The organism is Methanococcoides methylutens (assembly GCF_000765475.1).
Lineage (GTDB): Archaea > Halobacteriota > Methanosarcinia > Methanosarcinales > Methanosarcinaceae > Methanococcoides > Methanococcoides methylutens.
This window is the reverse complement of the sequence record NZ_JRHO01000013.1, coordinates 58,284-81,567: the sequence shown is the minus strand read 5'-3', so window position 1 is coordinate 81,567 and position 23,284 is coordinate 58,284. Positions and strand designations below refer to the sequence as shown.

Below are 23,284 nucleotides of genomic sequence, written 5' to 3'. Positions count from 1 at the left end.
CAAAAGGACAGTATCGTTGCTGTCCTGATCCATCATAATACCGGCAGGATAATACCTGAGCTGCTATTCAGTTCAGCGCAGTAACTACCGGTTGATTTTTTTATATACCTGATAGTATATATCTTCAGACTTTGTGAACAGCTGCCAATTTTATTCTAAATATATACTTTTTTTCATACGAAACCTTAATGTATAGCATTGTTAACATTTGTCATGATTTATATTGATAAAAAAACGTGGTGACAATTATGTTAGGAATAGATGACCCGCAGATCTGGATCGCTTACGTCCTTTGCGTTGTAAGCGCTCTTGGTTGTATGGTATATGGTCTTTTAAAATGGAATGAAGAGGAGGAGGAGCTCTAATGGCAGTGAGTATACCTCTTCTCGGAATTGTTGTACTTATTTACCTGATGGTTGTTTTCTGGTGCGGCTGGCTTGCATACAAGCGTACCAAGGAAGTGGATGACTACATGCTGGCAGGAAGGAACGTGCATCCTGTCATTCTTGCCCTCTCCTACGGTGCTGCATTCATCAGCACATCGGCAATTGTAGGGTTTGGCGGTGCTGCCGCTGTCCTGGGAATGGGTCTCTTGTGGCTTGCTGCCATGACTATAATTGTAGGGATCTTTGTTGCTTTCGTTTTATTCGGATCCAGAACCAGGAGTATGGGAGCTAACCTTAAAGCAGTCACTTTCCCCGAACTTCTGGGAAAGCGATACCAATCCCGTTTCATACAGGGTTTTTCCGGAGCAATTATCGGGTTGTTCATGCCTCTTTACGCAGGAATTGTCCTGATCGGTGGAGCAAGATTTGTTGAAACCACTCTGGGGATCAATTATGATGTTGCAGTCCTGATCCTTGCGATCATTGTTGCAGCTTATGTTATTACAGGAGGATTACTTGCCGTTATGTACACCGATGCCTTGCAGGGAGCCCTGATGTTCATTGGTATGACCGTCCTTCTGGTTCTTACATATATTAAGCTCGGAGGAATTACCGAAGCCCATATGGCACTTACCAATATGGCAAGTCTTGTACCCGATAGCCTGGCTGCAGGAGGACATACGGGATGGACCTCAATGCCAGCGTTTGGCTCGCCTATATGGTGGACACTTATTTCAACACTGGTGCTTGGTGTGGGTATCGGCGTTCTTGCACAGCCACAGCTTGCCGTACGTTTCATGACCGTGAACAGCAAGAAGTCGCTCAACAGGGCAGTCTTTGTGGGAGGACCTTTTATCCTTATGATGACAGGTGTCGCCTTTATCGTAGGTTCACTTTCCAACGTATATTTCTTCCAGACAGATGGCCTGATAGCCATCGCCGCAGCAGGTGGGAATCAGGACCTTATCATTCCTGAATATATCAACAGTGCCATGCCTGACCTGTTTGTAATTATATTCATGGTGACCCTGCTTGCAGCAGCAATGTCAACCATGAGTTCACAGTACCACACAATGGGAAGTGCGATTGGTCACGACTTCTATCGCGAGTTCCTTATGAAAGGAAAATCCGGGCAGACAGTGACTATGACAAGAGTGGGAATTTTCATTACCATTATTGCGAGTGTGATACTTGCATACATCCTGCCTATTAGCATAATTGCAAGAGCAACAGCAATATTCTTCGGAATTTGTGCAGCAGCTTTCCTGCCCATGTATGCAGGTGCTCTTTTCTGGAAGAGAATGACCCGCCAGGGTGCAATTGCAAGTCTTCTGGTCGGTACATTCAGCAGCCTTTTCTGGCTGACATTTGTCCACGCAAAAGAGGCAGTACCACTGGGCATTTCACAGGCACTTTTCGGTATGGATACGATCCTGACCGGGACCTGGACAGTTGTTGACCCGATACTGGTGGCCACTCCTATTTCAGCTATTGTGGCCATTGCGGTCAGCCTGATGACAAAACCACCATCAGAAGAACATCTTGCGACCTGCTATAAAAAATAAGATCAGCAGATAAGATGATCAACATAGAAGAAAATTAACTGATAAACTTCATGTTGACATCTTTCGCATTTTTTCTTTTTTGATAAAGAAATGAGCTGAAAGCTTTTACTTTATAGTATAAAAACGATTTCAAAGATTATGGTATAAGCTATTCTAAAAGGAAGTAATCAGAATAAGATGAAAGGCAAAAGTCTATGACGGAAGTTTAGAGGGGATGGATTTATACTTCATAATAATTAGTTCGACTTTTGCCTAATTTTAGTTCGTTTACATCGAATATAAATGTATTGATTTTATTGTTTGGAGATCACATCGAAAACCAAAAATACGGTCCATTACAAAGTATTAACCATGAAAATAGGTGTTGTTATCCACGGACCTGAAGTGATCGATTCCGGTCATGCAAAACATATACTGGAGATTCTCTCAGGCATGGGGAAAGTCACTGCGAAGCTTGGTGGTACAATGGGAAAGATCGCAGTCATGGATGCACACATGGAAGATCTCATAGATATTAAGGAAAGCCTCAAACCTAGTAATGCCATTGATTCCCTTCTTGGTAACTGTGATGCTGTTTTCCTGCTCAATCATGGGAAAACGCCAGAAAATGGGATTGAATTTGGCAGTATTGTAATGTCCAGGCTTTCTGACAGGAACCTCAACCCCATCATCCAGATAGAAAGCCCGGGCTGTGAAGGTAGCAGCGTGATCTACTGGAACGATGAAGGTTACAGTCTCGCAACGAAAGTGGGAGATCTGCTTGCAATGCCAGTATCCGAAGGTCAGGATCACGGAGATGTTGATATCTCGACTCTAGGCTCAAAGACTATGAGGAAGATACGAGGGGTTCATGCCGGCGAGCTTATCATGGTCGAAGGATTCGTCATTGGTAAAGCTATTTCCGAGGATGTATCCATTGTAGTGGAAAACGGTTTTGTAACGGGATTAGAGGGCGGCATAATCAAAGAGCATGGACTTGAGAAACTGCATATGTACGAATCCTTGGAACCACTTGATATCAGGAAAGCCTGGGTTAAGACCGGCGCTATAAGACGCAGTTTACCTGAAGTTGGGATCGGATCAAAAAAATGCCATACATTAATACATGAAAGCAGCTCTTCCCTCATGGCCACTTTGATCGATCATCTGGCAGAGCGATCCATAGAACTTGCCGAAGGATGTAAATGTGCCATCACTGTGGGTGATGATACGACTGCAATAGCAGGTGATATTCTCTACAGGTTGCATATTCCTGTCATTGGGATCACTGATGGTGACCCCGATGGTTTTTCACACACTGCACACTTTTATCCGGGATCTCTTGTTCTGCAACTTGAGCCGGGATGGGATGATATTATCGGGAAACTTATACGCAAGAAACTTTTCGATGGCAATGATCGTGCAAGATTTGACAGCTTTGAAAATATGCGAGAGAATGTTCTGGAAATAATCGGGGAAAAACTGGTACTGTTGACCAATTATTAAATAATCTATGTTAGTTGACAGATTTCCACACCAGGACTAATAGTAGATCTGTACAGTAAATCTGCATAGTAAATCTCCATACCAGAGTTTCCATACAAAACTCCACCATAGTAATTACTCCATAGTAGTCACCCTGTACGAAATACGGGATGATCTTGAAGGCTGATCTTTAAAAATATACATGTAAAATAAGGAGATTAAATATTATATTATTTATTTATTTATTTATTTATTTATTTATTTATTTATATAATCTCTGCATAATTGCCTAATTCGTCACACACAGTTTAAATATAATAATGACACATCTTTAATTGGGGGTAGAAAATACTCTACAGTATTACTCTACAATAGTGGTACGGTGGTAAACATGATAAGCTTTGGTGGAAAGCAATTGGGTGAATCCAACGAGGAGATCGTTGAGTCTCTCAAGAGTCTTGGAATGACACGAAATCTTGCTACGACCATTGCATATCTATCAAATGTGAAAGAAGCCTCTTCGCAGGAGATAGAAATGAGCACAGGTCTTCGTCAACCCGAAGTCAGTGTTGCAATGAGAGAAATGAGAGAGAACTCCTGGATCTCAGTCCATAATGAGAAGGTGACCGGCAAAGGAAGGCCTACAAAGATCTATTCTTTAAAAACTCCTTTTGCAAAGATCATTAAACATTATGAAGAAAAGATCCGTGAGGAAAACGAAGCAAGAATGCGCATAATCAACAAACTGAAAACTCTTGCCAAATAAAGAACACCCGGATTTAGATCCTTCCGGGTTTTTTTTGTTAGATGTGTTCTTTGGTTGCAAGAAAGAAAGTTTCAAAACAGCTTTGCTTTTTTTGATTTATATGATCATCGATCACATTACTATATATTATCAAAATACTTTGCAACTCTTGCAACCATATACATTACATTGCAGCAATATTCAAATGAATTGTTAATGAATTATATTGCTGCGATGAATTATATTACAGGGTAGTATCAGCCACCTGATATCGCCCTGAGAATAGTTATTGTTCCGGCATCGACTGTCCCATCAATGGGAACAGCCTGACCGTTGTTTAATAATATTACTAGCTCCTGATTTATATCCAGAATTTTCAACAGGTCTTCATAGGTTGCTCCATCGGGAACATCTATGATCTGTCCTTCCGGACTTTCAGGGAAGATCTTCACTTCTACTTGCGGACTCAATCTAGTATTTCACCGCCTTCTCCTTTGAGATCTTCGAGGTTTTCGTGTATTAATTTGTCTTCCAGAATTTCGATCTTCTTTTCACCCTTACGTTCTGACTCGCGTTTATGGTACTTTGACATACATTTCACCTCACTAATAAAGTGGGTTGGTATAGTTATTAATCCTTTCGAAAACCGGTATATAAACCTTAAAAAGAATGAAAGAACAGGCAACCTTTATGTCAGATCAACCGGATTTTAAATGCATGTTAAATTCACTGATATTTGACGCTGATGGAGTCCTTATGGATTCTATGCCATGCCATGCTGATGCCTGGGTACACACATTCTCTGAAGTTGGTATTGACATCGTCCGACAGGATATCTATGACATTGAGGGTTCAAACCACGTCGGCGTCATCAAGCTCATATTCAAAAAAGCCGGTCGTGAAGCAGACCCTGAAATTATCGAAAAGCTTCGGGTTCGAAAACGTGAACTGTTCTTAAAAAAGAAGAATATAGATCCTTTTGACGGGATGTACAATCTACTGAAGAAACTTAAAAACGATTTCCATCTTGCCGTGGTTTCCGGTTCAGATCGTCCGATCGTTGATAGTATGATAAATGAATTCTATCCGGACATCTTCGAAGTGACGATATCAGGTGCCGATGTTAACAATGGAAAACCAGATCCTGAACCTTACCTTAAGGCCATGGAAATATTAAAAGTAAAAAAAGAGAACTGTCTTGTGATCGAGAACGCACCTCTTGGCGTAGATTCTGCAAAGAATGCAGGAATTTACTGCGTGGCAGTTCCAACCTATGTGGATGCTGAAAAACTTAAGAGAGCAGACCAGATAATCCAGGATCACAAACAATTAATTGAATTCCTGAGCGATATCGAATCGCCCAGGTAATTCTTTCAATATCCTTTTTTTCTATTAGATGCTTCAAACAAGCCTTACAGTCTCAAGGTTTGTAAGTGCTCTTGTTTCAAGACGATACTTCTTGTGCAATGAACTTGCAAGATCAATGCAGGAACGTTCATCACCATGCTCAGTGAAAACACGCTCTGGCTGTGGCTTCATCTTCTTGAAGAAGTCCATCAGCTGTTTTCTGTCAGAGTGACCTGAGAAACCATCGACTACCTGTACATCCATATTCATCTGGACAACCTCAGCTCCGTTCTTGGATGAGAGCGGGATCTCCTTCCAGCCTTTCTGAATGCGTCTTCCAAGTGTACCATCTGCCTGGTAACCGACGAACACAAGAGTGTTGTTAGGATCAGGTGCAAATGCCTTGAAATATTCCATAACAGGACCTGCATTCATCATACCGGAGGTCGAGAGGATAACACATGGGTGTGGATCATTGATGATCTTCTTTCGAAGGTCATGGGAATCTACCGGCTTGAAGCATTCTGCAAGGAACGGATTCTGTCCTTTCTGGAAAATGAGCTTCCTGAGATTATTGTTCAGGTATTCCGGATAGGTCGCATGGATTGCTGTAGCCTCCCATATCATACCATCAAGGTAGACAGGAATATCGTCAATTATACCTTTCCTGATAGCATCTTCAAGAACTATCATAACTTCCTGGCTTCTTCCAACAGCAAACGCAGGGATCAGTACAATACCATTGTTGGCAATTGTCTTTTTGACGATCTGCTGAAGGTTCTTCTCAGCTTCTTTAAGGGATGGCTGTGTTGCCGAGGATGCACCATAGGTTGATTCGGTTATAACGGTCTCAACACGCGGGAACTTGTTGACAGCCGGATCAAAGAGCCTTGTCGGACCGTACTTGTAGTCACCGGTGATAACAACATTGTGAAGACCATCACCAATATGGAAATGTGATATGGCTGAACCAATGATATGGCCGGCATTGTGGAATGTGAGCTTAATATCAGGTGCAATATCGGTGACCTCTTCGAAATCAAGTGCAATGGTGTGTTTAAGTCCGTCACGCACATTTGAAGACTCGTAAGGTATCCTTTTACCATCTTTTGCAGCTACATCGATATAATCCAGCTGTAAGAGCACCATCATATCCCTTGTAGGTGATGTGCAGTAAATAGGACCTTCATATCCATATTTGTAAAGGAGAGGAACAAGTCCCTGGTGATCAAGGTGAGCATGTGTAATTACAACCGCATCGATCTGGTTAAGTGGCTGTACTTCAGGTAAATAGAGGTATGGGGTCATATTGTCGTCTGAACCAACGTTCACACCACAATCGATCAGGACCTTTGACTCAGGAGTTGATAAAAGGAAACAACTTCTTCCTACTTCTTTACACCCTCCTAATGATGTGACCCTTACCCACTTATCCTTTGAGGTACATTCCCTGTGAATATTGCGACCAACGGTCTTAAGAATCTCTTTACGGTCCTTGTGGTTGGTTCGCATAAATTCCCTGATGTTATTAACAGTTCGGGATTTGATAGGCGGCGTGCGGACAACCTTTGGTGTCCAGCCGATCTTCTTTGTGATCTCACGGAGCGTCTCTCCGTGCTTACCGATCACAAGTCCGGGTTTCTCCGCTTCTATAACCACTTCTCCCACATCAGGATCAAAGTGAAAATTAGTTAGAATGGAATCCTTTGGAACGGTATCTTTTATTTTTTCGATAGCATCCTCTGGAGGAACTAAGACCTTAGGGTCCGGACGAACGACTATCCTTGTTCGAAGAGCTTTTGCAAGGTTCCTTACGATATGACCATTATCTGCAAAATTTTTAGGATCCTCAGTATAAACAACAAGTTGTGGTCCCTCAAACTCAACACTGGTGATGGTAGTTCCATCAGGGACCTTTTCTTCTATTTTCTTTTTTAGGTCAGATAGTACATCTTCTATTGCCATTAAATAGCCTTCCTATTTCAAAAAAGTCAAAAAATGTTAAAATTTAAAAAAAATATATTAAAATTAGACCAAACCCATAAGAACGGATCTGGTCTGCATAAAATCAATATAGAGCTTTACGTTTTTCCTTAACCTCTTCCTGATCAAGTCTTTCATACTTGTCCTTTGTGATCACAACGACGTCAATACCTTCTCCGGAAGCGGAATCCCTCTTCATTGCATTGTGAAGAGCACGTATTGCAAGGTCAACTCCTTCATCTACGGTCATATCATCTTTATAGCGGTCCTCGAGAACACCATATGCCATAGGAGATCCTGAACCTGTTGACACTGCCTTTGTCTCTTCGATCTTGCCTCCAAGTGCATCCAGTGAATAAACTGCAGGTCCGTTCTTGTCAAATCCGCCAATAAGCAACTGAACCATAAGTGGATAATATCTCTGTCCGCTCAAAAGATTAGAGAGAAGTGTCGCAATACCTTTGATGGTGACTGACTCCTGCCTGCGCATCTTGAAAAGCTTGGATTCTACACTAATGACACGTACGATCTGCTGTGCATCGCCTACAGAACCTGCAGTGGTCATTCCCACAAGGTCATCGATCTGATAGATCTTCTTTGCAGTCTTGCTGGCGATAAAATTCCCCATTGTTGCTCTCTGTTCAGTAGCAAGGACTACTCCATCAGAGCACACTATACCTACAGTAGTTGTGCCTTTTAAATGCTTATCATTATCCATTAATTATACCTCATAGTAAAAAACGAGAAAATCAATAGGTAAAAATGTGTTTTGCTTCCCGCAATACAACATCTCTTTAGTGATTTTAATATATAAATTTATCCATAGTCATTTTTCAAAAGACAATATAAAGATCAATAAATTCCGACCTCATCTTCAAGATCCTGAACCCTGGCAATAGCATCTTCACTCATCCCCCTGTCCTTCATACGCTGGATACATCTTGAAATGGTCACAGTTTCTTCCCCCATTACAAGATTATCAGCATGAGACACGATCTTCTCTTCGATGCTCACAGGAAGGTAATCGTCTTCAGGAAGACCCAGAAGTGAAGCTTCCTGACAGGTTATACCTGCACCAATATGGTTCCTTATAATACGTATAAGACGGGGATCAAGATCAAGATCTTCTGCGATCGATGCCCCTTCCAGAGCGTGCCTTATTCCATGAGTACGACATCTTCCAATATCATGAAGAAGGGCACCCACTTCCACGATCCCGAGATCTACATCCTTACCCGATCCCCTGTATGCAGCAGCAATTTCCACCGCCTTCTTTGAAACCACCTGGCAATGGCGGATAACGTTCGCTGCACAGCCTGCTTCCTCAAGAAGTTCCAGGGCATCAGAAGGTGAGATCATGGATTGCTGGTTTTTAGCTCTTCAAGGCGTTTTGTAAGCTTTTCGACCATAGGTGAATTATCTTCGAACATAAGATCTTCACCGCATGCAGGGCAAAGGAACTCACATTCACTTGCATCATTGAACTGGAACCTTACACATCCTTCAGGACATGTGTAGAATACATTATCTTCTTCAGATTCAAGGCGCAACTGAAGGTTCTTGAAAAGTTTCTTTTTTTCCTTTGCAAGATGGGATTCAATGTCACTAAGATCAAGCTGCCACAAGTAAGTAAGCCATCCACTGCTGGAATCACGCTCCCTTCTGCAGATCGCAAGCTTGTTCTCGTTCATGATGAAAAGTGTTCTCCTGACAATGTTAAGCATAACACCGGTTGCTTCGGCGATCTGCTCGTCAGTGACCTCGCCCTCAGGCATCTTCTCGATCATCTCAAGCCCTTCTTCACCCATTAATTGTATCAGATATCCTCGGACAACTGGATCATTTAAATCTGTCAATAGTATCACCTTTCAAGTAAGATCGTATTTATAAGTAGATAATATGAATAATTATTAAACTAAGGATAGGACTCTTGGGTATTTTGTTATTTATAACTAATCCATAAATAATTGGTATTAGTTTCGTCCTTCCGGTCTTAAGCCATGTTTCTTATTCTGTATGTTGTGTCCAATGCCTTTTCCATAACGTCTTCACGGGTAGCACCTGTAGCAAGTATTGATGCAACGGGATCATCGGGAAGAGCCTGATATCCCGGTGCAGGAATATCAGCAATGGGTTCAGTCCTTATCATCTCATAAAATGAGCCATCCACAGTTACATTCTTATCAGCATACAATACAGCCCGAATGGCATATCGACAGATATCAGGAGTTTCTTCCGGAAGAATGCCATCAAAGGACCGTACATGAAGATCAAAGAGATTAACGCCGGTTGACATTTCCACAGTATCCAGACTTCCCTGCAATCGGGCATTTACCTCTATTACCACAGGACCTGTATCAGTAAGGAGAAAATCCACACCATTGGAGCCTATTAATCCAAATTCGGATGAGATCTTTTCAGAGATCTCATACATTTGCTGAGTATAAGGTGTCCTATAAGGCGTTATGTTACCACAGTACGCAAAAGGCAAGCCGGAAAGCCAGGGAACACCGATGAGCTGCTCGTTGGCTGCTATAGGGACTGCACGGGATCCGACCGCAACAAGAGAAACACTTGCGGGAAAACCTGACAGGAACTCCTGGACCATGATATCCCCGGATGTCAAGGTCGGATCCAGTTCAGGGATCTCTTCCAGAATGGCAGTAAGATCATCTTCATTATGTGCGATCCTGTTCAAACGGCCTCCTCCTGCACATTTAGGTTTCACCATGAGAGGATAGCCGATCTCATCAGCTTCTTCCACATTACCTGAGCGAGGATGGGAAATTCCCAGAGACTCAAGCTCTTCTGCAAGAAATGATTTGTCAGAAACCTGTTTCATAGTAACAGGATCATTGTTCAGTATCCTGCAGGACTGATCCCCCAGGTCCAGTTCTTCAAACCCGGAACCGAGTACGATGGCATCGGGACATACATCAAAATTATCGATCAGTTCAAGAATGGTCTTTTTATCGATGTCCTTGATGTCGATATCTTCGTTCGTAAGAAGAGATTGACATGCAACTGTATTTTCTTTCAGGTCCATGTCACAGAAAGCATCGATGGCATAGACATTATAGCCGGCTTTTGTAGCTGAGCAGGCTATGTTCCTGCTACTGTACCCTAAAACAAGAACATTCTCCAAAAAAGATAACCTCCTTATAGCCTGTGTGCACTGTCCTCCGGCAGAGCAAAAAGTCCCTGCTCGGTACTTATCACCGGTATCTCACTGCCTGACTCGGATGAGAAGAACATAGGCTTCTTTAATGTTATAGTCTGATAAGTGGAAGGATCAAGGACCATTATATCATCGCCCTCCACAGCTACAAGAACAGCACCAACTGCATCATCCCTGTTGGCTATGCGTATAGCACCATTGAGTTTTTCAGTTTCTTCGAGAAACTTGGCACCAGTTGCAAGGTAGATACCTTTGGAGTTCTTTCCGGAGTTCCTGATCTCGATAACATCACCTTTAAAGAGAATGATATCACCTGGCATGAACTCAGGCAATCTCATGGAAAAAGTAATTCTGTAAAGGTCTTTCCCGTCTTTGTGACTGTAAAGCGTAGGAGACTCTGAAAAGGTCCCCCCGATTTCTGATACAATGGCCTTGCATATCTGACGGCCTGCATTTGCCGAACCAAGATATAGATCAGCTCCATCCTTTGAATCAATGCAATCCGTAATGAACGCAAAACGGTCTCCTTTTTTCCATAATTTCTCTACCATCTCGGCACAGATGAGCTTACAGGAATCGATCTCTTCAGGAGTTACGATTCGGTTTGCTGCCCTTATCTGCAGGATAGCCTCGAAATAACCACCTGCCATACGGCTGCACCTGTCACAGGCTTCACGTATGATGCGAACCTCTGCCTTGAGCTCCTGATGCAGTGGTTCTCCCTCAACCATAGCATCGATCCCTACTCTTACCTTATAGAGATGGGGAGTCATCTCCCGGGGATCAATGTAGACGTCAACATCATCCGCTTCATCGTGGATAAAAAGCTCATCTTCAACAGTCCTTATGACGATATCCTTAAGGTCACCTTCATCCCGCCATTTATTGCGGTCAAATCGAGCATTGCACCTGGAGCATATCCGTGTGTGAAGGACAAGCGGAAGCACAGCTAAAGTAAATTGTTCTAAAAAGCATTTCCTACAAACGTTTTTGTAGAGTCTTTTGGTCTCTGCCCCACACTTTGGGCATAATGTAAAGCTCATTAGAGTTGTGAATGGGCAGTAGTTAGATATTAGTCTTTTGTACAGTTCAGGTTTATTGATCCAATATTAATAACCAAAGTAATTGGTCGAAAAAAAGAAATGGAATTTTAATAAATATTCCACTTCATTAAAGTGCTGTCTGCAGAATCTTTTACTTGTTTTTTTTCTTTGCAACAATCGCAAATTCCGGAGATTTCGGATCATATGGGACCCCACTTACATTTGAATAATGTTCAGTTACACAGAATCCAATATCTTCAAGTTCTTTTCTAATGGATGCCAAGCCGTAATACTGCAACCAGTTGTAGACTTCAATTGTTCCGGATTCTTCTATGATAGTATATTTATCAAGAACGACCTTTTCATCACCATACTTGAAAGTGTTCATAAAGCCATAGTATTCGTTAGCAGACCAAAAGCCATCCATCAAATAAGGTCCGTATGCAATTGTTTCTTCTCTTTGATCGAAAGCACTGATTGAACACACATCGAGGAAAATTGACCCGTCATCATCCAGAAATTCATAGAATTTACCGAGCAGTATCTTTCTTTGATCAGGACTTAAAGCACAAAAGTCACAGAATATCATGGTTATAAGGTCAAAACTCTCCTGTGTGTCAAAATCAAGGTAGTTCTGCAGAACATGATCGATCTCTAATACGTTCTTTGATGCAGTCTCCCTTGCATATCGAATTGACCTTTCTGAAAAATCGACTCCTTTAACTATGGCCCCTTTTTTAGCAAAGCGTGTTGTATAGAGACCGGGACCACAGCCAAAATCACAAATTCTGGTTCCTTTTTCAATATTAAAATGATCGGTCATCCATTCAACAGAATCCTTTATGAAAGTGCTATTCCGGGAAGCAAGGTCTACATCCCTGTTAAGGTGATACTCAAGCATTTTCTTTGAAATATGTTTATCGTTCCATAGAGTCTCAGCTGTGTAAAACTCAAATGGTTCAGGCTTTTGGTTAATTGATTGTAAATATTTGAACATATTATCATCCGATTATAAAAAAATATTATTTTTTGAAACGAATATATGTATCGTTCCATACTCTAGCTTCTATTCAATTCAACTGAGGACGATAAATTCAGTTCATGATAAATAAAAAAAGAATAATTAAGATTTATAAGTCTGTTGCCAGACTTATTTTTTAAATTTGTTAAGCCCAGAAAACTTCTGTTTTAGTTTCTGGGTGAACAATGGCCTGAGATTCCAGAGAAGTTTCTTGTTACTCTTGAACAATGCAGACACAAGTACAATGAAATCCATCTTATCGAAATCCACATCCTTGACTGATTCAGCAAGACTGTTGAGATCATCATCTGCCAGGTTAAAGAAAGTGTCTTTCACGATCAGGCTGTTGCCGATATCCTTTCCGATGGTCTCACGCCAGATTGATTCGTATTCCTGAAGCATCTTCTCAGAAACATCACCGGATGCGATCGCCTTTGCTGCAACCTCACCTGCCATCATCCCAGCATCCATGGCATTGCTTATCCCGCCACCAGTAAAAGGATCGGACTGCCTTGCAGCATCACCTACAAGCATTAATCCATTGGCAATTGTCTTCTCAATAGGACCACTTGCAGGAACTGCACCAGCTACCCTCTCAATGATCCTGCCCTCAGGAATGTTATTCTCTACAAAATCGGTCAATAGGTCTATCGGCCTCTTGCTACCGGCCCTGTTCCCGAGTATGCCAATACCTACATTTGCAACGTCACCGCCTTTAGGGAACAACCAGACATATCCTGAAGGTGCAACTTCATTTCCTATATAGAAATAACAGAAATTCTGATCTATACCAGAGCCACTTACAAGGAACTGTGCACATGTTTCAACCTGTGAAGGCTTAAGGGATGTATCGATGCCTGCCCACCGGCCAACCTTGGATTCAACTCCATCTGCACCAATGACAATACCGGAGCGAATCATATGCATTTCACCATGATACATCAGGTGAACGCCACATACAGCCCCATTCTCAATAATAAGTCCGGTTACCCTTGTCTTTACAAGAACATCAGCACCAGCTTCTGCACTTTGTTCTGCAAGTGCACGGTCAAATACCTTCCTGTCAAGAACATAACCGACTTCCGATCCGGCATTCTCTTCAGACATCGTAATGGTAATACCATTAGGTGATATGATATGTGCTCCTTTAACTTCAGAGCAGATCCATTTTTCATCAGGTTCAATATGCTGTTGAAGTCGTATTTTGCTTACACCCTCAGCACATCTTATAGGTGCACCTATCTCCTGTCTCTTCTCAACAAGAAGAACAGAAAGTCCTTTCCTTGCAGCAGTGGTTGCTGCTATCGAACCAGCCGGCCCTGCACCTACAACGATCACATCATACCGATCTTTCATAATATTGCTCCAAAGGTCCTGATCATTTATTTCTAATAATCCGGGACGGCTGTTACAATTGAGTTATTTTATTTAAGAATATTGTAGCTATAGCTTGTTGAGATAGTGTTTTTGGATTTGAAGTTTCCAGTAAAAGGCCTAATTTACAGATACAGAATTAGCTTAATGTAATAATTTGAGAGATATTTAGTCGTACAAATAAAAGTGGCTTTGATTAAATGTTTTATTTTATTTATATAATCCAGATCAAAGTTAGTACAAAGTGTAACATAATTTTAAAAAAGACACCAATAAGCATTAGACTTATTTTAATATTAGCAATTAAGATAACATTAGTTGTATATTCAGAAAATTTATATAGTATAATTCATTCTACTTATGAAAACATATGAGATATAAATATGCCTCAATGTTTTAAGTGTAATTGTATTGACATAAAATAGCATTTTTGTTGTTTTATATAGTAGTATAATTACAAACATAAGTTCAATTTATCTTTAGATAAATAAGTCGCTAATGAAAATCAAAAAAATGACAATCAAATTTCCTGCCATATTATGGATAAAAGTAGAACTCCAAAAACAATCGTGTGATCCAGGCTCTCCCAGACTCAGGAATAAAAAATGTGCTAATTTTTTTGGATTTTTAAAACAAGTTGATTTACATTATCTTAAGTGAATTTGAAACAATTTGATTCAAAATATGTGAAGGTATTTAGATGCACGCCATTTGGTCAACTGCACTTGTTGGCAGAATGCGCTGCATTATTGGTGGTAGGTATATGAAAAAATGCGGCATATTAGCTTTAAGCATACTTTTGTTGCTGGCAATTGCAATGCCAGTGGTATCGGCAGGAAGTTACGACAACATGGAACTTGTTGCGAATACAACGAGTGATGAGAACGGGTACTATAGCTTCGAAGATATTCCAAATGGGAATTATACACTTATTGGAATGAATTATTCAGCCAAGTGGAGAAAAGTAGAAGCTGATATTTTTGTCAATGGTTCTTCTGTGGAACAGACATTAAATCTAAGTACAAGTGGAGCCTCCGAAGCACAAATCAATTTATGGTATGATTTTTTGGATAGATCATCGATCTCAGGACAAACATTTAAAAAAGCAATGAGTTTGCCATATGATCAATTGCCATATTCAGATATATTACTTTTAAAAGAAAAAGATATATCGATTACAAACAGTCCACATCTTAACATATCCATAATTACAGGTTATGAAAGCTATTCTGCAAAATTAAACAGTGTAGCTGAAAGGTTAAACAGCAATCCTGATTACAACATAACTGTTTCATATTATTTGCCTTCTACAATCGAAGGTAGCATCGACTTTTCTGAAACAGATATAATTTATGTTAATATGTTCACTGCAACTGCTTCAGTTATATCAGATGATATCGATGCAGCGATTGCAAACGGCACAATAGTAGTAGGATATAACACATACCTCAATGAAAACTATGTTATTCCAGCAGGTTTTTCCAATGAGGATGATTTTGAAGCACTTCTTCAGGATTACTGGATATATGGTAGCATAGATGAATCAAACTTTGATAACCTGATATTCTACTTAGCCACTGAATTTGGTGATCGCAACGACCTGAAAGCAGAGGAACCTTCAGGTTCAAAGAGAGCAATTTACCATCCTGAAATGCCTGCACCATATTTCACTAACAATGCCAGTGAATATTTTGAATGGTACAGCAACAGGAATTCAACAGAACATTCCTTTGATGAGAATGCTCCAACTGTTGGCCTAACATTCTATGCCTCCTATTATCCGGATAATATGGATACTTATGATAGTATCATTGAAACGCTGGAAGGAAGAGGAATAAATGTTATTGCATGTTATAGTGACAGCAAAGAAACTGCAGATATTTTCTTTAACCACAGTCCTGAAACAAAAGTTGACCTGATACTTTCAACAACTTACCGAAGCCAGTACTTTGACATCGAAGGTTTGGGTGTACCGGTCATGAACACGGTACTCAACGGATACATGAACCTGACGGAGTGGCAGGATACAAACAATCCGCTACCAAACACCAATATGCTGAGGATCTACAGACCGGAAACGTGGGGCTGGATTGATCCCATAATGATCGCATCAGAAGAAATCGATGCTCAGGGTAACGATATCTACGTTCCTGTTGAGAGTCAGGTAGATTGGCTTGTGGACAGGGCTGAAGCACAGACAGAACTTGCTCTAAAAGATGAGTCTGATAAAAAGGTAGCTATCATTTACTACAACCATGGAGCAGGAAAGGACAACATTGGTGCTTCCTACCTTGAAGTAGTGCCAAGTATCAACAACCTCCTCAATGCAATGGCTGATGCAGGGTATGAAGTGAACAGTTCAGAGATCCCCAACGAAACAGAATTCGTAGATCTTTTCCTGACACAGGGAAGTAATATAGGTACATGGGCACCAGGTAAACTGGAAGAGCTTGTGGAATCCGATAAAGTTGAACTGATACCTGAAGAGACATATAACGGATGGTTCAATGCACTCCCTGAAGAAAGAAAACAGGAAGTAATTGACATGTGGGGTGAAGCACCCGGAGATATCATGGTCTATGTAGACAACTCCGGAGACAGGTTCATAGTCATACCAAATATAGAGATAAGCAAAAATATCATACTTGCACCACAACCTACTCGTGGATGGTTACAGGACAATGATGCACTCTATCATGCCGGAGAACTGCCACCTCACCATCAGTATATCGCATTCTACCTCTGGTTACAGAACGAGTTCGATGCAGATGCAATGGTAAACATGGGAAGACATGGTACTGTAGAATGGTTGCCTGGAAAGGAATTCTGTCTGTTCAAAGAGGAATGGCCTGCCATTATGGCTGGTGACATTCCTGTGATCTATCCATATGTAATGGATGGTATGGGCGAAGGTATGCAGGCAAAACGCAGAGGTAATGCCATCATTATCGATCACCTCATACCACCTGTAGTAATGTCCGGAAGTTATGGCAATTACACAATATTGAATGAAAAGATAGGCCAGTACAATTCCCTTTCCAGCGATCCAGGTATGCAGGAATTAAGGTATAATGAGATCCTTAACCTGACACTTGAGTTGCACCTTGACGAAAGGGTGAACATGAGCCTTTCACAAGAAGAGTCAACCAGAGAAGAGTTCCTAGATGAGCTTGATGACGTTTTAAGGGAACTCAGGACAACATCTATGCCATATGGATTGCATATCCTTGGAACTTCACCACAAGGAGAGCAACTTACCGGAATGGTCTGTTCTATGCTTGGAAATGATTTCAAAGAGGAAGTTGCACTATACAACACATCAGAAAATGCACCAATCATGCTTCTCGACCTTATACTGAATCAGGGAATTGATTTCACTGATGCCCAGGAACAAATTCTTGGTGCTGGTAACAGTTCAGTTTCAATGGATGATTATCTGGGAACTGCAACTGAGTACGCCAATAATCTTGGTCAGAGTGAGGATGAGATACAGCAGGTTCTCAAGGCTATGGATGGTAAGTATATTGAATCTAACCTTGGAGGAGATCCGATACTTCGTCCGAATACACTTCCATCAGGAAGTAATTTCTATGCTTTTGATGAACAACTCATACCGACCAAACAAGCATGGGATCTCGGAACGGATCTTGCCAACGAGACCATTGACATGTACAAAGCTGAAAATGATGATGAATATCCAAACAAGGTTGCATTTATACTCTGGGCAGGAGAATCCACGCGTCATGAAGGTGTGATGGAATCAGAGATCCTATACCTACTCGGAGTCAAGCCTGTCTGGGATAACGGTGAGGTAGTAGACGTTGAGCTGATCAATTCATCCGAATTAAATAGACCACGTATAGATGTGCTTGTACAGATATCAGGCCTTTACAGAGATAGCTTCCCACATAAAGTAGAGCTGATCGATAAGGCAGTCTATCTGGCATATAATGCACCTGCTAATGGCTACAGTGCGGAAGAGGATGTGGTGCGACCTACACCTGAATATATTCCATATAACCCCGCAGATAACACAAACTATGTCAGGGAAAATACCAACAACATCTATGAAGGACTGAATACAACATTCCAGAATGAAACTGCTTCCATGACCGTTTCCCTGCTCAGGATATTCGGTCCAGAGGACGGTGCCTATGGAACAGGTATGGCAAATGCGATCTCTGCAAGTGACACCTGGGAAGACAACACCGTTCTTGCAGATCTTTACATGGAAAGGATGAGCCATGCCTATGGTGAATACGTCTGGGGAGAAAGCATTGAGGAAATTGTCAGCCAGTGGGATGTTGCTGATAGCTCCATAGATAACGAAGACGTCTTCAAAGAAAACCTCGAAGACGTAAATGCGATCTTGCACAGCCGCAGTTCGAACACCTATGGATCCCTTGATACAGATGACTTCTTCCAGTACATGGGCGGATTGATGCTTGTTGTAGGAGAAGCTTCCGGTACAACCCCAGACACATATATAATGAACCTGCAGAACCCGGATGCTGAAACCATAGAGACACTGAAGACATATCTCTCAAGGGAGATCGTTACAAGGTACCTCAACCCAACATGGATCGAAGGTATGCAGCAGCATGGTTTCGAAGGTGCAGGTGCAATGGGTGACTTCATAGAGAATCTCTGGGGATGGGAAGCTGTATGTCCTGACCTGATAGATGAACATGTATGGGACAGTGTATATGACACATACATGACCGGAGATAATGCGGAGTGGATCAAAGACAACAACCCGTATGCATACCAGTCTATGAACGCAAGAATGATCGAAACTGCAAGAAAGGGTAACTGGGATGCATCTGATGAAGTGCTTAAGAACCTCATTAAAGATTATGTTGAGTCCGTTGCTGAGAACGGTGTTACCTGCTGCCATCACACTTGTGGCAATCCTTCACTCGACCAGTTCATCTCCGGACAGATATCCCTTCTGGGAGTAGATGTAGATAGGGATACTCTCGAGAAGTACAATGAACTTATGCAGGAAGCAACACATCGTTATCCTGAAACCAGTACCAGCAGTAAGAGCAACTCGAACACACCTTCTGCAAACATAATCAATACTACAAGCACAAACACTGATACTGCAGGTTATGGAACTGCTACAGAACAGGCATCTGCAGTGGATGATAACTACGTGGAAGGATACGAGATGACAAAGGAAACAACTTCTGAAGAGAATGCATCCTCAAGTGGATTCTCAGGATCTGACGTGATCGCTACAGCAGTTGTTCTGGTTGCCGTAGGAACTATCATCTACGGATTCCGCAGACAAAGACTCTAAAAATAAGTGGCATCCTTAGATGGATGCCTGTTTCTTTTTTACTTTTTTGATTGCTTAATTGCTTATTTATCCATAAATCATTCATCAATAGATATATTAAGCAAAGATATCTTCCAATCCGCTTTCCAGATATGGATACATCGCGTCAGTATAACCATGTGCTGTGCCATCAACAGTTCCGAATGACTTAGGTTCTTCGGCCTTTTCGAATGTGTTCATTGCAGCATCGTAAGGAATGATGGTGTCATTGAGCGAGTGTATCATCACAAAAGGACGTGGAAATATACCACCAACATAGTTGTCAGGGTCAATGGATGTGTAAAGATCATAGGCTGCCTGGTCAATAACATCTTCCCGATCGAGAGAATCGGAATCATAACCACTTGTACTAATCCCGATAACTCCAGAGATGGACTCATCGATGGATGTTGCGATGATAGCGAACCTGCCACCGTTACTTGAACCGAGCATTGCTATTTTCGAGCCATCAATCTCAGGCTGGTCACGCAGTACATCTGATGCCATCAATGCATCGTAGACCATGAGGAATTCAACAGGCTCAGCACCGTTCCTGAAGAGCATTATATCGTTTTCCACATTCACCGCACCAAGATTGCGCTGATCGAGGATTATAGATGCATAACCCATATCAGCCAGAAGCACAGAAAGGCTATGTTCACCTTCTTTAGTAACGCCTGCTCCCGGCAGGATAACAACCGCAGGAACAGGATCACTGTTGTTGTCATCTGTTGCAGGGATCGTTAAGAGGGAATCTACCTCTGTTTCTCTGCTTGTGTATGTGATGGTATTTACAACATAACCGGGGTTGGAGTCGTCAACATTAATAACAGAATACTCAAGTCCTTCGCGTTCCGGATATGACAGCAAGCCATTATCTGTCATTGTCCATTGATCTTCCTGACCACTATAGAAGAGACCATAAAAACCTGCAAGTAGGAGTGAAACACCGATGAGAAGTACAATGTTGTTGTGACGTTTTAGAAAAGTTCGCTTTGGTTCGATCTTAGCCATAGCTAGACAAATGGTAGTACAATAAAAAAAAGGTTTTCCGTGCCAAAGCTGACACGGATAGGATAAATTGATTTATTTCTGTGGTGGCCAGTTCTGTTCCATCCAGCCAGGAAGTCTTCCTGAATCTGCCGGACCGATCATAACAGCGGCACCAGTCTCGTCTTCCACATCACCCTGAAGACGTGCTGCAAGTCCCGGAAGTACAATAACATTGTTGTTGAGCTTCTCCTTCATGTCGAAGCCTGCATCTTCCAGTCCCTTCTTGATCTTTGCAGCTGTGAGCTGACCGCCTGCTACAGCAGCTTCCACACCAATACCATCGGTGTCGATAGCTGTGAGGTAACAGTCAATGCCATTTGATGAAAGATCGCTCTCTACAGTATAGTACGTCAGTGCGAAGTTGGTTGTGACAAGCAGAGGTGAATCTGCTGTTGGTGAACCTACCTCATAGACTGCCGGATCTACTGTGACCGGCTTACGTGGGTCGGTGTAGATGGTGTCACGGATGTGAACTTCCGGAAGCTGTGCGTATGGCTCGATACTGTGGAGTATCATGATATCGCCGTACTTGACAGTGAACACTGATGCGACCACGGTTTCCCAGTAGGATGCACTGACATCGTCATCGTGTGCCATCCATGCTGTAAGAGGTACTGCCATGATAGGGAATGCAATGTCACGGTCACCGTTGATGCCTGCCCTTCTGATCTTCAGGAAGTTCTGGAAGGTTGTTCTCAGTCCCTTGCCTGTTGGGAATGTTCCCGGATCAAGGACAACATCCTCAATACCATTTTCTGAGAATGTCTTGGCCAGTGACTTGAGCATGTCAAGATCGTTTGGTGCGAACACTGTCACAGGAACATTGTATTCCTGTGCAAGAGCTGCAACATCCTTCCAGTTGTCCTTGTTAGCTGCATAAAGAAGTGGTCTCTTTTCTGCTGCCACCTCAAGTCCTGCTTTGAGAACTTCAGGGTTGAATGAACAGAGGACCATTGGGAAATCAGTGGTTTCCATTACTTTCTTTACTGCTGCTGCGAACTTTGCAGGATCGTCTGAAATGCTGCGCACTGCGATCATATCAAGTGTCAGGAAATCTCCGACATAGAATTTCTTGAAGTCCTGTATCTTGTTTACCCTTTCAACAAGGTCCTTCTCATCCATGGTGTCCCAGACATCATATGCGAATGCTGTCTTGTTGAAGAATGTAAGTTTATGGCGGTGTAATACATCATCGCCACCGATGCTTACTGCATTTTCACCGACACCGATCACAACTTCCCTGATCTCAGGTGCAAGAAGTGCCTCAAGCTCAGCATATTTCTTCTTGTACTTCTCTTCACTTACAAGAGGAGTACAATCAGTAGCTTTCAATGACCTGTCAATAAGGTGGGATGCAAATGCCATACAGGATGTTTCGCCACACTCACCACAGTTGGTGCCCGGAAGGAATTTATAAGCTTCAAGAGGGCTGTTAATTTTCATTTTTCACACCTCCGCTCCGATCCAGTTGGTAATGTCGATCTCATCTGCCTCAATGGAACCATAGAGTGTCTGTGTGATCTCTTTGAGAACCTGTACAGATGTTGGATGCATCATCATGAACATATCGTTTCCTGCAAGTGAGAGTGTAAGACCTGTAACGATCTCCCAGATAGGACCTCTGTACTCACGTGGACCCCAGTCGGAATCCTGGTTGAGTGGTGATTCCTTCATCCATGACTCACGGGCACCCCATGCATTGGTAGTACCGGAAGACATTGGGAATGTCAGTTCTTCATCACCCATAAGACCTGCAAGCCTTATACGTTCCATGTTAGTGTAAGCATAATCAAGACCGTAACCAAGAGCTGCAGTTGTTGGGTCCATTACGATGCTGTCCCTTGGGACACCACATTGCTTCATGAGCTTCCTGTTGAGTTCCTTCTGTGCGTTGATCTCAAGCTGTGTCCAGGAAAGTACTGCATGACCATGGTCTGTTGCAGCCTTTGCAACCCTTTCGTAATCAAGGTTGAGACTTGCAGATGCCAGAAGCACACGCTCGCCTTCTGCGACCTCAGCTGCCTTTTCAAGAACCTCGGGGTCCTTCTGCGGGTTACCTGAGCCACCGATGACGATAGGTACGTCAACTGCCTGAAGGACATCCTCTACGACCTTTGCTGCTTCCCTTGCAGGAGTGTCGTTAATCAGAGGGTCTGTTGAGATAAGGTGTATTGTTACCATATCTGCGTTGAAGTCACGTACGACCTTCTTTGCCCATTCTGCAGGATCGTTGATAACATCTTCATAGTTGCCTTTGACAGATTTTGCCATTCCGATAGGCATATCGAAGACATCCATTGTAACGTAGTTGCGATGTGGCATTTCAGCATCGAAGTAATATGGAAGTGCATTCTCTCCACCAAGAGTGACAGTGCTCTTCCTTGAACCACCATCTGCTGATGTAGCACCAAGGGTCACTTCCTGAATAGGAGTTGCCCATTCGCTCATCTTAGAAACATCGAACTTTGCAGGAATGAGGTCCTGTATCCTGGACTGTCCGGCTACAGGTGCCTGTGGAAGTCCGCCCATGGATGCAGCGAAAAGCTGGTCTACAGGGTATCCCAGCATCCTTGCGATATTTGCGACATGTAATGAGATCTGTGCAGCTTCATGACCAAGTGCATAGGCCATAGCAGGATTAAGACCTCCGCCTCCACTGATATCAAGCTCAATGTCTCCTTCTATGGTCACTCCTTCAAGTGACTCGACATCAAGATCTTTAAGGATATCAGTAAGACCTGATAATTTCATCTTATTTGACATATGAGTTCCACCATTTAATTAAGTGAAGTAATGAAAGTT

The 23,284-nt window shown here is 42.3% G+C and carries 19 protein-coding genes; 6 read left to right on the top strand and 13 right to left on the bottom strand.

Annotated elements, in window-relative coordinates:
* The first annotated feature begins 248 nt into the window (after positions 1-248).
* From LI82_RS13625 to LI82_RS06575, 4 genes are all read left to right on the top strand, one after another.
* On the top strand, positions 249-365 hold the full coding sequence (locus LI82_RS13625) for a symporter small accessory protein (RefSeq protein WP_330217373.1): 117 nt from the start codon (positions 249-251) through the stop codon (positions 363-365).
* Positions 365-1,951 carry a sodium:solute symporter family protein gene (locus tag LI82_RS06585; protein WP_048194370.1) on the top strand — a complete coding sequence of 529 codons (1,587 nt, stop codon included), beginning with the start codon at positions 365-367 and terminating at the stop codon, positions 1,949-1,951. The genes LI82_RS13625 and LI82_RS06585 overlap by 1 nt, the downstream gene beginning before the upstream one ends.
* A 351-nt stretch (positions 1,952-2,302) precedes the next feature.
* Positions 2,303-3,436, top strand: coding sequence for a DUF2117 family protein (locus LI82_RS06580; RefSeq protein WP_048194368.1), 1,134 nt, complete (start codon positions 2,303-2,305; stop codon positions 3,434-3,436).
* Between the two features lie 370 nt (positions 3,437-3,806).
* Positions 3,807-4,181, top strand: coding sequence for a transcriptional regulator protein (locus LI82_RS06575; protein ID WP_048194365.1), 375 nt, complete (start codon positions 3,807-3,809; stop codon positions 4,179-4,181).
* Positions 4,182-4,417: 236 nt separating this feature from the next.
* Here the strand turns inward: LI82_RS06575 and LI82_RS06570 are convergent, their stop codons facing one another.
* Both LI82_RS06570 and LI82_RS13555 read right to left on the bottom strand, forming a co-directional pair.
* A complete protein-coding gene (locus LI82_RS06570) occupies positions 4,418-4,630 on the bottom strand; it encodes a ubiquitin family protein (RefSeq protein ID WP_048194363.1) in 213 nt (70 codons plus the stop codon).
* Positions 4,627-4,752 (bottom strand): hypothetical protein, encoded by a 126-nt coding sequence (locus LI82_RS13555; protein WP_259370112.1) that lies wholly within the window; start codon positions 4,750-4,752, stop codon positions 4,627-4,629. Before LI82_RS13555 ends, LI82_RS06570 begins: the two co-directional genes overlap by 4 nt.
* A 125-nt stretch (positions 4,753-4,877) precedes the next feature.
* On the opposite strand from LI82_RS13555, the gene LI82_RS06565 reads away from it, so the two are divergent.
* Entirely contained in the window at positions 4,878-5,528 is a 651-nt protein-coding gene (locus tag LI82_RS06565) for an HAD family hydrolase (RefSeq protein WP_048194361.1), read from the top strand.
* A gap of 33 nt (positions 5,529-5,561) precedes the next feature.
* On the opposite strand, the gene LI82_RS06560 is transcribed toward LI82_RS06565, so the two are convergent.
* From LI82_RS06560 to LI82_RS06525, 8 genes are all read right to left on the bottom strand, one after another.
* Positions 5,562-7,472 carry a beta-CASP ribonuclease aCPSF1 gene (locus LI82_RS06560; RefSeq protein WP_048194359.1) on the bottom strand — a complete coding sequence of 637 codons (1,911 nt, stop codon included), beginning with the start codon at positions 7,470-7,472 and terminating at the stop codon, positions 5,562-5,564.
* A gap of 103 nt (positions 7,473-7,575) precedes the next feature.
* A complete protein-coding gene (psmB, locus tag LI82_RS06555; RefSeq protein ID WP_048194357.1) occupies positions 7,576-8,208 on the bottom strand; it encodes an archaeal proteasome endopeptidase complex subunit beta in 633 nt (210 codons plus the stop codon).
* Between the two features lie 134 nt (positions 8,209-8,342).
* Positions 8,343-8,849, bottom strand: a complete 507-nt coding sequence (locus LI82_RS06550; RefSeq protein WP_048194355.1) for a TIGR00295 family protein — start codon at positions 8,847-8,849, stop codon at positions 8,343-8,345.
* Positions 8,846-9,346, bottom strand: coding sequence for a transcription factor (locus LI82_RS06545; RefSeq protein ID WP_048194353.1), 501 nt, complete (start codon positions 9,344-9,346; stop codon positions 8,846-8,848). The genes LI82_RS06550 and LI82_RS06545 overlap by 4 nt, the downstream gene beginning before the upstream one ends.
* 137 nt (positions 9,347-9,483) lie before the next feature.
* Positions 9,484-10,635: an ATP-grasp domain-containing protein gene (locus LI82_RS06540; RefSeq protein WP_048194351.1), complete on the bottom strand. Its 1,152-nt coding sequence runs from the start codon at positions 10,633-10,635 to the stop codon at positions 9,484-9,486.
* A gap of 14 nt (positions 10,636-10,649) precedes the next feature.
* Entirely contained in the window at positions 10,650-11,711 is a 1,062-nt protein-coding gene (locus tag LI82_RS06535; RefSeq protein WP_048194348.1) for a 60S ribosomal export protein NMD3, read from the bottom strand.
* Positions 11,712-11,862: 151 nt separating this feature from the next.
* Positions 11,863-12,612: an SAM-dependent methyltransferase gene (locus LI82_RS06530; protein WP_236622692.1), complete on the bottom strand. Its 750-nt coding sequence runs from the start codon at positions 12,610-12,612 to the stop codon at positions 11,863-11,865.
* Between the two features lie 249 nt (positions 12,613-12,861).
* Positions 12,862-14,088, bottom strand: coding sequence for an NAD(P)/FAD-dependent oxidoreductase (locus LI82_RS06525; RefSeq protein WP_048194344.1), 1,227 nt, complete (start codon positions 14,086-14,088; stop codon positions 12,862-12,864).
* Positions 14,089-14,869: 781 nt separating this feature from the next.
* Between LI82_RS06525 and cobN the strand changes: the two genes are divergently transcribed.
* Entirely contained in the window at positions 14,870-19,411 is a 4,542-nt protein-coding gene (gene cobN / locus LI82_RS06520; protein ID WP_236622691.1) for a cobaltochelatase subunit CobN, read from the top strand.
* A 96-nt stretch (positions 19,412-19,507) separates the two neighbouring features.
* Here the strand turns inward: cobN and LI82_RS06515 are convergent, their stop codons facing one another.
* From LI82_RS06515 to cdhD, 3 genes are all read right to left on the bottom strand, one after another.
* Complete coding sequence (locus LI82_RS06515; RefSeq protein ID WP_048194342.1) at positions 19,508-20,443, bottom strand: alpha/beta hydrolase; 936 nt, start codon at positions 20,441-20,443, stop codon at positions 19,508-19,510.
* Between the two features lie 72 nt (positions 20,444-20,515).
* The gene (gene acsC, locus LI82_RS06510) at positions 20,516-21,925 is read right to left on the bottom strand and encodes an acetyl-CoA decarbonylase/synthase complex subunit gamma (RefSeq protein ID WP_048194340.1); all 1,410 of its coding nucleotides are present in this window, start codon (positions 21,923-21,925) and stop codon (positions 20,516-20,518) included.
* A gap of 3 nt (positions 21,926-21,928) precedes the next feature.
* The gene (cdhD, locus tag LI82_RS06505) at positions 21,929-23,245 is read right to left on the bottom strand and encodes a CO dehydrogenase/acetyl-CoA synthase subunit delta (RefSeq protein ID WP_048194338.1); all 1,317 of its coding nucleotides are present in this window, start codon (positions 23,243-23,245) and stop codon (positions 21,929-21,931) included.
* Positions 23,246-23,284: the final 39 nt, after the last annotated feature.